Here is a 15,451-nt window from a genome sequence, read left to right on the forward strand (position 1 = left end):
CTATTCAATCAACAGCCTGTCACCTGGATAAATTTTACCGTTTACAGAAAGATTATTTGATTTTAACAAAGAAAAAAGAGAGATCTGATATGCTTTGGCAATCCCCGTCAGATTTTCGCCACGTTTAACTGTGTGAAATTTTGTGTTAGCTGTTTTTTTCCAGTGTTTATAATATGCTGAAAACCGGTCGTTAAATCCTTTTGCGGTTCCTTTGGGTACCAGGATATGACGTTTCCCTTTTCCCAGGTAATACCCCCGCAATTCCGGGTTGTAATCTTTAATTGTTTTAAAGGGTAACCCGGCAACCTGGGCAATGAATGAGATGGGAAGTTCAGCACCGGATGTGAACGTGACGCGATCAAATGCAAAAACAGGGTATAGGTCTGATTTTTCCAAAAAGAATCCGTATGATGCGGGATTTTCAAGAATTAATTTGGCACAAATAAGTTTAAAGATATACCGTTGCGTTTCCAGCGGAAGATACAATGAAAAAAAATCATTGCTTTTTTGAAGTTCGATTTCACCTTTCAATCCATATTCGCCCATATTATAAGCAGACAGCGCCAGCAGGTAGGATCCAAACTGGGTCTTTAACGCCTTTATATAGTCACAGGCCGCATGGGTTGATTTAAAAATATTCCGTCGTTCATCCACCTGGGAATCAATCCTGAGGCCATGTCGTTTACCCGTGGACTTTAAAAACTGCCAATACCCCACAGCACCTTTGGCAGAACCGGCATGGGGCCTTAATGCGCTTTCAATGAGGGGAACATATTTCAAATCAAGGGGTAACCCATGGTGGTGTAAAATATCTTCCACATGGGGGAAATATTTTCCCGCCCGTTTCATCCAGAGAATCACCTGGGGTCGATCCCACACGGCCAGTAACATCTCTTTTTCAAGTCTTTCTTTTATATCCTGATGTTCCAGGGGAATGTTAACGTTACAATATTGAATATTTGTTTTAAATTGAATACTTTCCATTAATGAAGGGAACGCCTGTTGGACGGGCTGAGACCGCAATGGCTCTGTGCCGGAACACAGAAAAGGGAAAACCGCCGCCCCCAGGATTAAAATAAAGCCAGCAATACAGGAAGTCTTAAATGTCATAGCCATATCCAGATGTTAAAAAATTTTGGTTAAAGAATCATCTCAAAATCAAATTTCAAAGTCAATGCACCATTCATGGGAATTGATGACATGGGGCGTTTTCCTTTGAAAAGACGTCCCTGATATGCCATACTTCCCAAAACCGTTATTCACATAACTGCCATGCCCTGACGGGCACAGCAAAATATGAACGTTATGAGAGGTGAGTCATGAGTATTGAGGGAGGCATAACTACTCACTACTCAAAACTCATAACGCATTACTTTCATATAACATTCAGGTGAGGCAATGATCTCCTTTTTAAAAGTTCTTATTCGACAGGCAGGGGCGATCTGCATGAAAGAGCAACCGCTTTTAACGCTTTCAGATGTGGCATTCAAAAACCAAAAAGATCTGGTCACCCTTACCGATAAAAAAGTTGAAAATTTTATCGTTCACCAGATTAGAACCGCATATCCCTCCCATGATATTTTGGGAGAGGAAACAGGACGGACCCATTTTTCGTCAGATTACCTCTGGATAATTGATCCCATAGACGGAACCACTTCCTTTTTCCATCAACAGCCGTTTTATGCCGTCAGTATCGCTGTGCAGCACCAGGGTCAAACGATCTGTGGTGCAGTTTATGTCCCCTGTATGGATGAGCTGTTCTATGCGGATAAAGGCGGGGGGGCTTTTTTAAACGATGAGCCAATTTGTGTTTCAAAAACCGACCAGCTGATCAATGCTGTCATGGCAACGGGATTTGCATGTTTGAGAGCAAACCTTGAAAAAAACAATCTACCCTATTTCAACCGGATTGTTCCCCAGTTAAGAGACATTCGACGGTATGGTTCAGCCGCCATTGACCTTTGCTATGTGGCATGCGGCAGGCTTGACGGTTTTTGGGAAATGAATTTAAATGTGTATGATATTGCCGCAGGGGTATTTATCGTTGAACAGGCCGGTGGAAGCGTCTGTGATTTCAAAGGAGCATTGAATTTCCCTGAACAGGGAATTATGGCAACCCCTTTGTCCCTTCAAAAGAAACTACTTGAAAATTTTGGATAAATCCATATCATATGGAGACGGATGTACCGGAAAAAACATGAAATTACCCCATTCAAGGAAAAGACATCAATAAAATGACGATTCAATGGTTTCCCGGGCATATGCTTGAAACGGAAAAACAGCTTAAAAAGGCCATATCGAAAGTGGATGCTGTTTTAGAAATTTTAGACGCAAGACTCCCCCATGCCAGTGCCAATCCCTTTGTAAATAAAATCTGTACGGGTAAATTTCGAATAAAAGTCTTGAACAAAACCGATCTGGCAGATCCTGAACAAACCGCCTTATGGCTGAAATATTTTGAAACAAAACAAGTGCCTGCCATTGCCATTTGCGGCACTCAAAAATCAGATGCCAATGCGGTATTAAAGTATTGTGTGAACCATACTGATCGAAACAGGGCCAGAAAATTAAAGGTCATGGTATTGGGTATCCCCAACACAGGCAAATCCACTATTTTAAATACCCTGGCAGGGAAAAAAATTGCCAAGACAGGGAATGAGCCGGCCATCACCCGGCAGCAGCAACGAACCAGTTTAAACAATAACATTGATATGTATGATACACCCGGAATATTATGGCCGGTGATAGCGCCCAGGCAAAGAGCCTATATCCTGGCAGCCAGCGGTGCCATATCCGATACAGCCATTGATTATACCGACATTGCATTTTTTACCGCTGCCCTTTTAATTGAACGTTATCCTGATTTGTTGATGGGGCGGTTTCCTTTTCTGGAAACCTTACCCACAGATGAACTCACATTGATCGAAAAGATAGGGACTGCCAGAGGCCATTTAAAAAAAGGGGGCCACGTGAATTTACACAAAGCATCTGAAGTCTTGATTCGTGAACTTCGGTCCGGTAAAATAGGAAAAATAAGTTTTGAAACGCCAAAGGATATTGAAAACGATGAAACCTTTAAAGACTGATCGTATGAGATGGTCGAGACTGCTGACACCCCTTTTATGCGTGTTCCTCTTTTTGCCATCCGCAACCTGTTCAGGGGCAGATACGGGTACCCCCCTCAAACCGAAGCCGGAACACGCGTCGCAATGTGTAAAAATCATCCGCGCCCTTGAACAATATCATTATCTTGAAAAAAATCTGGATAATGCAATGTCTTCGATGATTCTGGATCGATATATAAAACTGCTGGATCCGGGAAAATTGTTGTTCACCCTGGAAGATATGAACCAATTAAAACAATCTCAATTTCGACTGGATGATCAACTGAAAAGAGGAAACCTGAATACGGGTTTCGAGATATTTAATCTATACATGGCAAGATCCCGGGAACGGCTGACGTATATTTCCACCCTGATAGCAGATTGGGAAAACGTGTTTGATTTCAGCAAAAACGACGTCATCATCTTAGACCATGACCTGCGGCAATGGAAACCCAATAAGCAGGCGCTTTATGCCCTATGGAAAAATGATCTGAAAAATCATATTATTTCCATGATCCTGGATGATCAGGAAAAAACGTCCATCCGCCAGACGCTTGACAAAATCTATTCAAGCCGGTTGAACCGATTATTGCAAACCAATTCAAATGATATTTTTCAAATTTTCATCAATAGTGTTACGGCCAGTTTTGATCCGCATACCCAGTTTTTTCCCCCCAGGGCTTCCGAGGATTTTGATATCCATATGAGTTTATCCCTGGAAGGGATCGGCGCCGTCCTTCAAAACGAATATGAATATACCAAAATTGTGCGGTTAATTTCTAAAGGACCTGCTGACAAATCTAACCTGCTCATGCCCGGAGATAAAATTATTGGTGTGGGACAAGGCGAAACAGGGGAAATTAAAGATACCATAGGGCAGCGGATTGATGATGTGGTCAAACTGATCAGAGGCCCCAAAAATACCGTGGTACGACTAAAGATCATCCCTGCTAAAAAAAGCAATTCAACCCAGACCATTCAAATAAAACGAGACCGGGTTAAATTAGAAGAACAATCTGCCCAGAAAAGCATTATCACCCTTGATCATCATACCGGCCCATTGAAAATCGGCGTGATTGAGATTCCCAATTTTTATATTGATTTTAATGCGTATCACAGGGGAGACAAAGACTATAAAAGCACAACAAAAGATGTTAAAAAATTATTGGCTGAATTAAAACGAGAAAATATTGACGGATTGATTGTTGATTTAAGGGACAATGGTGGCGGGTCCCTGAAAGAAGCCAAGCAACTGACCGGGCTGTTTATTAAATCCGGTCCAATGGTTCAAATCAAGTCCAAATACCGGATTACACGATTATATGATGATGACCCGACCATGGCATATGACGGCCCCCTTATCGTGTTAATGAATCGGATGAGTGCCTCGGCGTCGGAAATTTTTGCCGGGGCCATTAAAGATTATCATCGCGGCGTGATTGTCGGTACCAGAAGTTTTGGCAAGGGGACTGTTCAGGAATTACAGCCACTGGGAGAAGGAAAACTCAAACTGACCAGTGCAAAATTTTATCGGGTATCCGGGGAAAGCACTCAAAATCTGGGGATTGTACCGGATTTGAATTATCCCCAGCTCTATAACATTAAAGATACCGGTGAAAGTTCTTTGGATGGCGCCCTGCCCTGGGATCAAACCGTCAAAACATTCTATAAGGCCTATCGGTCACTTTATGCGATGAACAAACGATTAGATGCCGATTATCAGGAAAGATCGCTGAAGGACCCGGGGTTGACCTATCTTAAGAAAAAAATAGAACTTGCCGCTAAAATAAACAATCAAACAACGCTCTCATTAAATCTGGATGTGCGAAAATCAAGGAAAAAAACATATGAACAATTGGAACTGGATATTGAAAATAATTATTTGAGGTCCAGGGACAAAGCCCCCCTGGAAAAACTTGAACAGGAAGATACAGAAATCAAGGACTTCAAAGAGATCTTGATGAATCAAACCCATCTTGTAATGGCAGACTTTATTGATCTTTCCCATGAATTTAATTTTTCATGGTAATGGCGGCAATCTTCATTATCACTTGAAAATTACCAGATGATTTACTACAACTCCCAGGAGTTGACATGATAACATTAAAGGAGAAACAAATGGCAAAAGCCAGTGCTAGACACATACTTGTTGAAAAAGAAGACTTTTGTACTGAACTGATTGATCGAATAAAGAAGGGCGAAGACTTTGGTGAATTGGCCCAAAAACACTCTAAATGTCCTTCCGGAAGAAATGGGGGAGATCTGGGGGAATTTGGCCCGGGTCAAATGGTACCTGAGTTTGATACCGTGGTTTTTAATGAAGCCGTCGGCATCCCCCATGGACCCGTTAAAACAAATTTTGGATTTCATATTGTTGAAATCACAAGCCGCAGCTGATCGTTCAGGAAAATAACCTTCTACGGCACGGGGGTTTTTTAACCCGTGCCATTGACCCAATGGTATGATATCTTTGCTGAAAATTGGGATGAAACGACCTGTTTTTTACGGCATTTTTTTCAGTCTTATTCTATTCTTATCGATTCTTTTGTTTATTAATCCCCTCGTCAATACGGCGTATATAAAAAATAGAATCGCTTCTGTTGTTTATGAAAAAACAGGAATCCCTATTCACGCGTCAACGTTTTTTCTTACCGTATTTCCCCGGGCAAGCCTTATGATCGATAAGGTTCATTTCGCCTATGACAAACGAACAACGATCACCATTGATGTCTTAACAGTTGATATGGATATCCAGGCGCTTTTACGGGGTAGACTTCATATCCGTCAAATAACACTGGATCATCCCCGGATTCAATCCAGTATCCTGAACAAAAAACACGCCCCGGCACCCATTGATGTTTCCATTTTCAAGGATCTTTCGGGGGTAAAAAAAATATTTGAGTTTTTACCCGAAGACCAGACATCTGTCAACCTGACGGTCAACCACCTGATATCCCCGTTCTTTAAATGGATGGATGGGGATTTTTATCTGTCAAAAGAAGAAGAGAGCCGTTTCCATGCAACCCTAAAAGGGATCAAATACCAGTCATCCGAACGTTCTTTTGCCGATTTTGATTCATATCTTGATTTAGATACCATTGCACTTGATCAATTGGAAATAAGGGCAACCATCACCCCAAACAATGAAATCCACGGGCAGTGTGAGGGGATTTCTCCAACGCTGACATCAGAAACTAATGATATCCTGATGGACGCAAACCGCATTAAGGCAGTCTTTAACCTGTCGGAAAAGCGGTATCAAATTGATATCCCGCCATTTGCCGTAAATTACCCCAAAGGGAAGATTGGCATTCATTTTTCAAACGATCGGGTCCACCACCAAACCAAACTGCAATTCACCGGAACCCAGATCCATATCGATGAGGCACGAGAAATGTCTTCAGCGGTTTTCAAGGACAATGCCATCACCCAAACCCTGTTTGAAATTCTACCCAGGGGAATGGTTCCCACGGTCACGGTCTTTTTCCAGAGCCGTTCGTTGAAAGATTTGTTTCATGGCGAGCATTTTAAACTTGAGGGAACGCTTGAAGACGGGTGGGTAAATATTCCGAAGACAGATCTGGCAGCATCCCAGGTATCTGGAGAAGCCCGAATCGAAAACGGCCGTCTTGATATTACCACCAGCACAGCGGTGATTCAAAACTCGGACATCAAAAAAGGACAACTCTTTGTAGACCTTTTAAATTATGATGACCACCCGTTTGAAGGGGAATTTTTGCTTGATATTGATCTTTCAATGATGCCGCAAACCTTGATCTCACTTTTACCCGGCACGCTTTTATCCCGGGAATTATTACGGGTTAACGATGTTGTCGGACGCGCAACTACCCAATTGAATCTTTCGCTGGCCCCAGGCGCCCATGACCTTAATGTTCACGTCCAAACAGGTGATTTTTCCGTCACGGGTTTCTATGATCGTATTCCCGGCGCCATTTCCCTTGATACGATAACACTTGGATATACCCCCGCTACCCTTCAACTCAGTCATGTCAAAGGCGGGATTAATGGCGCCAGGATTGATGATCTGGATGCGGTAATTGATATGAAAGAAGCCCCCTGGATCACCATCCAATCGGGCACTGGGGTTCTTGACCTGGAGACAATCATCCCCTGGTTGATGTCCTATAAAAAAACCCGGGACATGCTTTCTCCCGTCAAAACAGCCAGCGGTAACCTGCAGATAACATCAATGGATCTATCCGGACCGCTTTTAACATCGGACCTGTGGACCTATGACGTCATCGGTACCGGTCTGGGCATCAATGTGACAACAGTGCCAGATCAACGACAAATGGAAAATCTGTCCTGTCAATATCGATTGTCAGAAGACTTTTTGAGTTTGAAAGACATTCAAATGAAAATAAGTGATCTTTCTTGGTTACACCCCTTGATTGATAAAAAATATCTGGATAGCCTTCTGGTTCCGTTCTACCTGGAAAACGGTCATTTTCAAACCAACCCAAACCACTGTTTTTTCACCAGTGATCTTATGTTCCCTGCCGGACCCAGGCTGACCATTGATCTAACGGGTAAAACAGCAGCGTCACTGCGCTTCGACACCATACGCTTTTTTGACCAGGACGTCTCAAAGGGCTTGATAACGGTTTCTCACGACCTTGAAAAACCCTTGTTTGATTTTACCGGAATGCTCCACACAGAAACCATCAACAAAATCGTGATGCCCGCCAGTTTCTGGGCAAAGCAAATGAATGCCGTTACACAAGGAAAGCCCGTACGAATCTATATGGATGCAGCGGCTCATTTAAATATCATCACCCAGCAGGTATCGTTAAATTCACTGGTTTCCCCGTCCAGGCGCTTCCCATGGGAACCCCGGCTGTTACCCGCTGGCAGGATCAATTTTAAAGCCGATACACTGACTATTAAAGACCTGACCCTTACCCAAATTGACAGCAAGGTGTCTTTAAACAAAGACCAGTCTCATATCCGACTGGACAATGCGTTTTTATGTGATGTAAAGGTAACCGGGGATATGAATTTGGAAAAAGACGGGATGGATGCCACCGTTGCTTTTGAAGCCCACGATAACGCCAATATTCAGACCCTGTTGACCTGTCTGCTTCAAAAAAATGCCTTTATGGAGGGTCGGTATTCTCTGTCCGGCACGTTGGTGTCCCATGGCCCAAAAAAAAAGAACGCAGCCCCTTTGGGCGGGTCATTTACATTAACCGCGGAGGAAGGGCGTATTTACAAATGGACACTTCTTTCACGAATTCTGTCGGTGTTAAATTTTTCAACGGTTTTCGAGGGAACCCTGCCCGATGTGACACAACAAGGGTTTGCGTATAAAAAGATTACCATTGAAGCGGACATCAAGGACCATAGAATTTACCTGACCAAAGCCATTATTGATGGACAGGATATGATGCTGATCTTCAGCGGCTGGATCGATCCGGTAAAGGATGAAATGGATCTGACCTGTCTTGTGGCGCCGTTTAAAACCATTGATCGCATCATCGAGAAAATCCCCATTGTCAGTACACTGCTGGGCAATCGTCTTATATCGGTTCCCATGAAAGCCAGTGGAACCCTTTCCGATCCAGTGGTGATCCCGTTACATCCTTCCGCAGTGGGGACCGGCCTTATCAATATGATGGCCACTATTTTAAACACACCTGTTAAATTATGGGATAAACTAACAGGAGACGGATCATAACCACCATGAATGATTTTCTTGACCCTGCTGAACAAATCAAACAGCCTTTAAATATGGCGATAGCCCATCTGAGCTATCAACCCAGAACCATTTATCAAATGCAGGAATACATAAAAAAAAAAGGATTTAGTGAAGATATTGCTCTGGAAATTATTCAAATTTTAGTCAAAAAAAATTATTTAAATGATGAAAATTTTGCCAGACTTTTTGTAGAAACAAAGGTAAAATACAAAGCAAAATCGAAATTTGCCTTTCGATATGACCTCAAAAAAAAGGGAATCTGCTCTTCGATCATCGATAAAATTCTATTGCCCTATGATGACCAGGATCTGGCATTCGCATCGGTAAGGCGTAAAATAAAAACCTGGCAAACACTTGATGTGGAAAAATTTAAAAAAAAAATGACCGGGTTTTTACGCTACAGGGGGTTTACGTATGATGTGTGTCGATCAACGGTGAACCATTTTATAACATCAAAACAAGAGATTAGAGAGGATATAAATGAAAATTAAATTTATTGCTGTCGGGGGAACCATTGATAAAGTATACTTTGATGCGTTGAGTAAATATGAAATCGGAGAATCCAGCATTCATGATATTTTAAAGTGTGCCCGGGTAAATTTTGACTATGATGTATCTTCCCTGTTGAGAAAAGATTCCCTTGATATGACGGATCAAGACCGATCCATCATCCACCAGGCGGTGCAAGGGGATCCCCATGATAGAATTATCATTACCCACGGCACTGACACCATGATTGAAACAGCAAAAGTACTTGCTGACATTAAAAACAAAGTCATTGTTCTCACCGGCGCCATGGAGCCGGCTAAATTTACGTCCAGTGACGCCATCTTTAATGTTGGTTCTGCGGTTGCCGCCGTTCAAACCTTACCCCCGGGGGTTTATCTTGTCATGAGTGGCAGGGTTTTTTCACCGGATAATGCAAGAAAAAACAGGGTGTTAAAACAATTCGAGGAAAAAAATGTAACTTTTTAAGAAATTTAATACCTAATATTATAACTATTTTTTCCGTTAATCTGTTTATACCCTGTCAAAATTCAAAAATATCCCCCGTCCATTGACCTCCTTTTGAAAAAACGAGCAAAAACCCCATAGATATCTTGATTTCCCCTGGCAGATATCATAAGTATTCATAAAATATACTGCAAAAGACAATGGACTTTTTTACTGGTATAATTTGTGCATCTATCGTTTTGAGTTTTGAATCTTTTTTTAAAGATGTGAATATGAACTAAGGAAAAATTGATTATGGTAGGTAGGAAAAGAACCGTTGAAAGACGAAAAAACAAACGTTACAAAGCCGTGGAAGGCGCCTACGCTGCCATAAGTCCCAATTCTCACAAGTTAGGACAGATTATTGATATCAGCATGGGAGGCCTTGCCTTTAAGTATATTGATACCGGCAATGGGGATGCAGATAACGAAACCCAACAGGAAGAATCGATTTTTTTGAGCAGTATGGGATATTATGTGGGGGATCTCCCTTTTAAAACCATTGCCGATTATGAACTGACCAATGCCCCCTCATTCAGTTCAATGAAGGTAAGGAAAAGGCACGTTCAGTTTAAGGACTTAAGTTTTAAACAATTGTTTGACCTGGATTATTACCTTAGAAACAATGTTTCTGATCAAATAGACAAACTTCCCCAACAACAATAAAGATGCCCGCCTTTTAACTGTTTTTTTTCCTTTGATTCTCTGACCAATCTATCGAAAAACTGGACTTGGTAATAACTTCGCCCACTTGTCATATTGATGGTTCAATCGTAATCAATGCACTGTTATCCATTGACAGATATTTTTTTGCAAGGGCGGTTAAATCCGCATGGGTGATACTCGTATAGTCTGCCATCATAGTGTTGGCCCAGTTAAATTTTTGTGGATACTTTGATGCATTGGCCATTACAGCATTTAACCAGTAGCCATTGTTCTTCTGAAGGACCTTCAGGTGATTTAAAACCGGTTTTAAGGCAAGGCCGGCCTCTTTTTTTGAAATACCGGTTGAGGTCATGTCTTGGACAATCTCTTTAATTTTCCGGTAAACAAATTGATGACTTTCAGACTTGACAGCGGCCACCACATGTAACACGCCATAGCCATTAAAATTCTTTGAGGGATCATTATATGCATAGGGAGAATAGGTTTCACCCAGGTCTTCTCTTATGACACGTCGCAGCCGTTCTGAAAACACTCTGGATAAAATCGACAGACGGCGTGTTTGCATAATATCCCAGTAATCATCCGTTAAAAATGCGACATGAACAACACCGGTATCAATTTTTGTATCTATTTTCAGTTCAAGCTGTTCCCCTTTTGGGAAATAAATTTTTTCCGGGCGGGTCCCTTGAATCGAAAATTTTTCCCTTTCGTTAAATGCACCGATATATGGTGAGGCCAGTTGAATCATGGTTTCAAGATCAAAATCCCCCACAATGGAGATATCAACCGGCGCCGTTTGAAAATAGGGGGTCAGCCAATGCTGAATATCGTCCAGGGTATACGGATTAATTATCTCAGGTTGCGGCATCCCAAACCGGGGGTCCTTTCCGGCAAGAAAAGCATCCCCTTTTATGTGCATGATCCCTTCGGGGGTCCGGACATGGCTGTCATAGCTTTGTTTATAAAGCCGCTTTGCCAGGTCCAAAGCGGTCTGCCGGTATCCGGGATCATTCAAATAATGATAGATGAGTTGAAAAACCAGGGCGGCTTCGTTTGAGGTGCTGGAACCGGACAAAGAAAAATAATTCTCCTTGATTTCAAACCCGATACGGGTCTCTTTGCCGGCCAGGGCTTCTTCCAGTTCGTCCATATCAAGTGTTCCAAGGCCACTTGTCTTGATAACCGCCTCACTCAAACGGCTTAAACCAGGTGTTGACAGCGGTTCAGATTTCTTTCCGTCTCCAAAACAAACATTAAAAAGAACTTCATTCTGCTTATGATCTGTTTGTTTTAACGTCAATCGAATATTATTTTGAAACTCAAGGCGGGTAATGCCAAGACCGTTCACATCATCTTGTCTTGACCGGATTCCCTGAACAGAAGCGGGCAATTCCAGATAGGGGAATATTTTGGCTTCCCCGTCTTCAATCCGTGTGACCGGTGTATTGAGACTGGCCTGATAGACATCCCGGATGGTGGCTTCCGGTTCTTTTGTATGGATATCGGCATTGCCGGTGATGAGGATAAGCCGGTGATCTTGTGACCATAGCGCTTTGAATGCCCCATGAACCTGCTGTAATGAAATCGATTGAATATAGGGTTCCAGGATCGCTTTCTTTTGTTCGGCCGATAAAAGCAATCCCCTTTGATTAATGGTGGTTAAAATTTGACGGGAAAGATCCGAGCTCTTTTGGGAAGCTGCCTGAGCTTGCCGCTGTTCAAGTGACGACAGAACATCAGCGGTCACCCTGTCCAGTTCCTGTTGAGTGAACCCATATTCCAGGGCCTGCCGCAAGGTCGTTTCAATCTGACCCAGCACTTTTTCCCATTTATCAGGTTCACATGTCGCACGGATAGCAGACACTGCCATATGGTGCAAAAATGATCCTGAAAAAATGGACGCATCCGAAAAATCGGCAGTCTGCTTGCTGATCCGTCGCGACAATCGATTTTGTACCATGGCATTGGCAATATGCCTTAACATTCTTTGTTTCAGGATATCCACGGTTTCCCTGTCAAAGGGTTCCCAGGAAATGGTTTCGATTGTAATCTCCGTGCTGCCGGCTTCAGGTTCATGATAATAAAACGGTTTTATTCCCTGATGATCTTTCCATTGGACAGATACGGGTTTGTTTACGAAAAAGCCATGGGGCCTCAGTCGGGAAAATCTTTTTTCGATCATGGGCAAAACGGTTTGGGTCTCAATATCCCCCACAACAATCAAGACCATGTTATCCGGTCGATACCACTGGTCATAATAGGCTTTTAACAAGTCTCGATCTGCTGTTTTCAGGAGGGTGTCAATCCCGATGGGAAATCTTTGATTAAACAATGAACCTGGCAGTTCAAATTCCAGGGTTTTTTTAAAGGTCCGGTAATCGACAGAGTCCCGCTCCCGTTTTTCAGCCAGGATAATACCGCGTTCCCGATCCACTTCGGTTTCCAGGAGACTGGCGCCCCGGGCATAGTCCTGGATAACAACAAACGCCTTGTCCAGATGCTGATAATCTGCTTTGGGCAAAGACAGATCATACACGGTATTGAAAAAACCGGTACTGGCATTGGCATCTGCACCAAAGTCCATGCCAATGCTTTGAAAATATTCGATTAATTCTCCGGGCTTAAAATGCGCTGATCCATTAAACAAAAGGTGTTCCAGATAATGGGCAACCCCCTGCTGGTCATCTGTCTCATTCATTGAACCGGCAAAAACATTCAGATGAATACTCACCTTGTCTTCTGGCAGGGAATTCCCCATGAGGACATATTGAAATCCATTGGGAAGCGTGCCGTAAACAATACCAGGATCGATTTGGCTGCCATTAATGGGCGGCGCAACAATCGGATGTTTCGGGGCACAGGCAAACAGGCACAAGAGGCCGAAAAACAATATCCTGGCCGCATTGACAGAACAGGTACGGTGGATCATTGGTGCCCTTAATTCAACATTTCAGGATCATAATTGATCGTATAGTGTTTTTTCACTTCTTTCATCCATGCCTGAAAAGATTCTCCCTGTTTTCTCCAGGTAACTTCCTCTTTTACACGTTTAAAATTTTCTGAAATTTCAGATTCTTCCGGTAATGCCTGTTCTTTAAAACCGATAAGATAAAACCCGGCCGGGGTTTCAATTGTTTCCGGATAAATTTTATTGGTTTCATTTAAAGAAAAGCTTGCCCGAATAAATTCAGGAGAACTTCCCACGTCTTCAATGGTCGCGTTTCTGGTGAATAATTCTGTGGACTTGACGGTTAGCGAATGATCCTTGCCGGCCAGATCCAGTGTTTGTGCATCAACCGCTTTGGCAAGGGTTAATTGAGCCGCTTCTTTTGCCCGTTCGTGTTGCAGCTTTGCGGTCAGTTCTTTGATCACCCTGTCTTTCACCAGATCAAGTTCCTGAACAACCGGATCAATCTTTTTGAACACTTTGATCAAATAATACACACCACCCAAGTCTATGACATCACTGATATCATCCAGGGGAAGTTCAAAAGCCGTTTTTGCAAAACCCGCAGGATCTGTCATATCAAGCCCTTCTCCCGCCAGGGTGAATTCTTTGGTCGTCAGGATCTTTTTATTAGCGATAAGGGCAACTTGTTCTAAATCATCCCCGTCAATCACTGCATCAAATGCTTCCCCTGCTTTATAATACGCCAGATTCTGCAATTCCTTTTGTTCAAGTTCTTTTTTTATTTTTGCTGAACTCTCAGCCAGGGTCTGGGTGGCAGCATCAAATCGGGCGATCACTTTAATGATATGCCACCCGAACTGCGTTCTCACCGGGGTGGAGATTTCATCCGGCTTCATGGCAAAGGCTTTATCAGCAAATGGTTTCACCATGCTTTGTTTTTCAAATACCCCGAGATATCCCCCCGTGTCTTTTGAAGGGCCTTCGGAATATTGTTTTGCAAGCTGCTCAAATTCCTGACCCTTAACAGCCATTTCATAGATATCCTGTGCGCGTTTTTGGGTTTGTGCAACGGTCTCTTCATCGGCATCTTCACCAACTTTAATCAAGATATGCCGGGCTTCAACCTTTTCAGGGGTTAGAAATAGTTCCGGATATTGCTCGTAATATTCTTTAATATTGGCATCAGTGATGTTGACAGCCGCTTTATACTCGTCTGGAGAAAATTTTAAATACACTGCCTGGATTTTAGTTTCGGATTTATATTGATCGGTATGCGCCGTATAAAATGTTTTGATCTGATTTTCATCCGGATGAATATCCGCATAGGCTTCAGGCGCAAACAACAGATAGTTAACCGCTACTTTTTTATTTTGAAACACATACCAGTCCCTTGCTTCAAGGTCTGATACATTCACGGCACTTAACACCAGATCTTTAATTTTCTGCTGTCGCATTGAATCGATCTGGAGTTGTTCAAAAATTTCAGGATTTAATGAATTCATATTTAATACTTTTTTGTATTGATCTAAATCAAAGCGCCCCTCTTTCTGGAATGCTTTAATCGAGACCAGATTTTGTTGAAGTTCCGTATCAGAAACGGTAATGTCCAGTTTATCCGCTTCAGCTAAAATTATTTTTTGGTCAATTAAGGAGTCAAGGGCCTGTTGTTTTACATTGAGTGCTTTCAGGATATCATCATTCAGGTTTTTCCCGAATCGAGACCTCATTTGATCCACCATTGTCTTATAGGCCTGCTGGTATTCCTTTATGGTAATGGGTTTGTCGTTAATGGTTGCAATGGAATCATTCCGTTTGGACCCAAAGGACCCCACACCGAGAAACACAAACACAATGACAATAATCCCAAGAAATAATTTAATGATCCAGTTTCCGGTGTTTTCACGCAAGTAACGCAGCATCACTTTCTCCTTAACTCTCCAGTAAAATAAAATTATGATTAAACAAACTATGCATAGTAGCTTTTCACAAAAGCCTGTGTCAATATTTTATTAATTCAACCCATGACTTTTAATTTTTTATCAGTTTTTTGTTGACACA

The 15,451-nt window shown here is 42.4% G+C and carries 11 protein-coding genes; 8 read left to right on the forward strand and 3 right to left on the reverse strand.

What is annotated here, in order from left to right:
- Entirely contained in the window at positions 1–1,110 is a 1,110-nt protein-coding gene (locus Q1Q15_RS08570) for a lytic transglycosylase domain-containing protein (RefSeq protein ID WP_300458515.1), read from the reverse strand.
- A gap of 288 nt (positions 1,111–1,398) precedes the next feature.
- Between Q1Q15_RS08570 and Q1Q15_RS08575 the strand changes: the two genes are divergently transcribed.
- The 8 genes from Q1Q15_RS08575 (at position 1,399) to Q1Q15_RS08610 (ending at position 10,482) form a co-directional block, all read left to right on the forward strand.
- Positions 1,399–2,160 (forward strand): inositol monophosphatase family protein, encoded by a 762-nt coding sequence (locus tag Q1Q15_RS08575; protein WP_300458516.1) that lies wholly within the window; start codon positions 1,399–1,401, stop codon positions 2,158–2,160.
- A 74-nt stretch (positions 2,161–2,234) separates the two neighbouring features.
- Complete coding sequence (ylqF, locus tag Q1Q15_RS08580; protein WP_300458518.1) at positions 2,235–3,086, forward strand: ribosome biogenesis GTPase YlqF; 852 nt, start codon at positions 2,235–2,237, stop codon at positions 3,084–3,086.
- Positions 3,067–5,133, forward strand: coding sequence for a carboxy terminal-processing peptidase (locus tag Q1Q15_RS08585; RefSeq protein WP_300458520.1), 2,067 nt, complete (start codon positions 3,067–3,069; stop codon positions 5,131–5,133). The genes ylqF and Q1Q15_RS08585 overlap by 20 nt, the downstream gene beginning before the upstream one ends.
- A gap of 89 nt (positions 5,134–5,222) precedes the next feature.
- Positions 5,223–5,501, forward strand: coding sequence for a peptidylprolyl isomerase (locus Q1Q15_RS08590; RefSeq protein WP_300458624.1), 279 nt, complete (start codon positions 5,223–5,225; stop codon positions 5,499–5,501).
- Positions 5,502–5,589: 88 nt separating this feature from the next.
- Entirely contained in the window at positions 5,590–8,802 is a 3,213-nt protein-coding gene (locus tag Q1Q15_RS08595) for an AsmA-like C-terminal domain-containing protein (RefSeq protein ID WP_300458521.1), read from the forward strand.
- Between the two features lie 5 nt (positions 8,803–8,807).
- Complete coding sequence (locus tag Q1Q15_RS08600) at positions 8,808–9,314, forward strand: RecX family transcriptional regulator (protein ID WP_300458523.1); 507 nt, start codon at positions 8,808–8,810, stop codon at positions 9,312–9,314.
- On the forward strand, positions 9,304–9,798 hold the full coding sequence (locus tag Q1Q15_RS08605) for an asparaginase domain-containing protein (protein WP_300458525.1): 495 nt from the start codon (positions 9,304–9,306) through the stop codon (positions 9,796–9,798). Before Q1Q15_RS08600 ends, Q1Q15_RS08605 begins: the two co-directional genes overlap by 11 nt.
- Before the next feature lie 273 nt (positions 9,799–10,071).
- Positions 10,072–10,482, forward strand: coding sequence for a PilZ domain-containing protein (locus Q1Q15_RS08610; RefSeq protein WP_300458527.1), 411 nt, complete (start codon positions 10,072–10,074; stop codon positions 10,480–10,482).
- Positions 10,483–10,570: 88 nt separating this feature from the next.
- Here the strand turns inward: Q1Q15_RS08610 and Q1Q15_RS08615 are convergent, their stop codons facing one another.
- The gene (locus tag Q1Q15_RS08615) at positions 10,571–13,411 is read right to left on the reverse strand and encodes a M16 family metallopeptidase (RefSeq protein ID WP_300458528.1); all 2,841 of its coding nucleotides are present in this window, start codon (positions 13,409–13,411) and stop codon (positions 10,571–10,573) included.
- A gap of 8 nt (positions 13,412–13,419) precedes the next feature.
- The gene (locus Q1Q15_RS08620; protein WP_300458529.1) at positions 13,420–15,312 is read right to left on the reverse strand and encodes a SurA N-terminal domain-containing protein; all 1,893 of its coding nucleotides are present in this window, start codon (positions 15,310–15,312) and stop codon (positions 13,420–13,422) included.
- Positions 15,313–15,451 lie beyond the last annotated feature (139 nt).

Source organism: Desulfobacula sp. (assembly GCF_030145145.1).
GTDB lineage: Bacteria > Desulfobacterota > Desulfobacteria > Desulfobacterales > Desulfobacteraceae > Desulfobacula.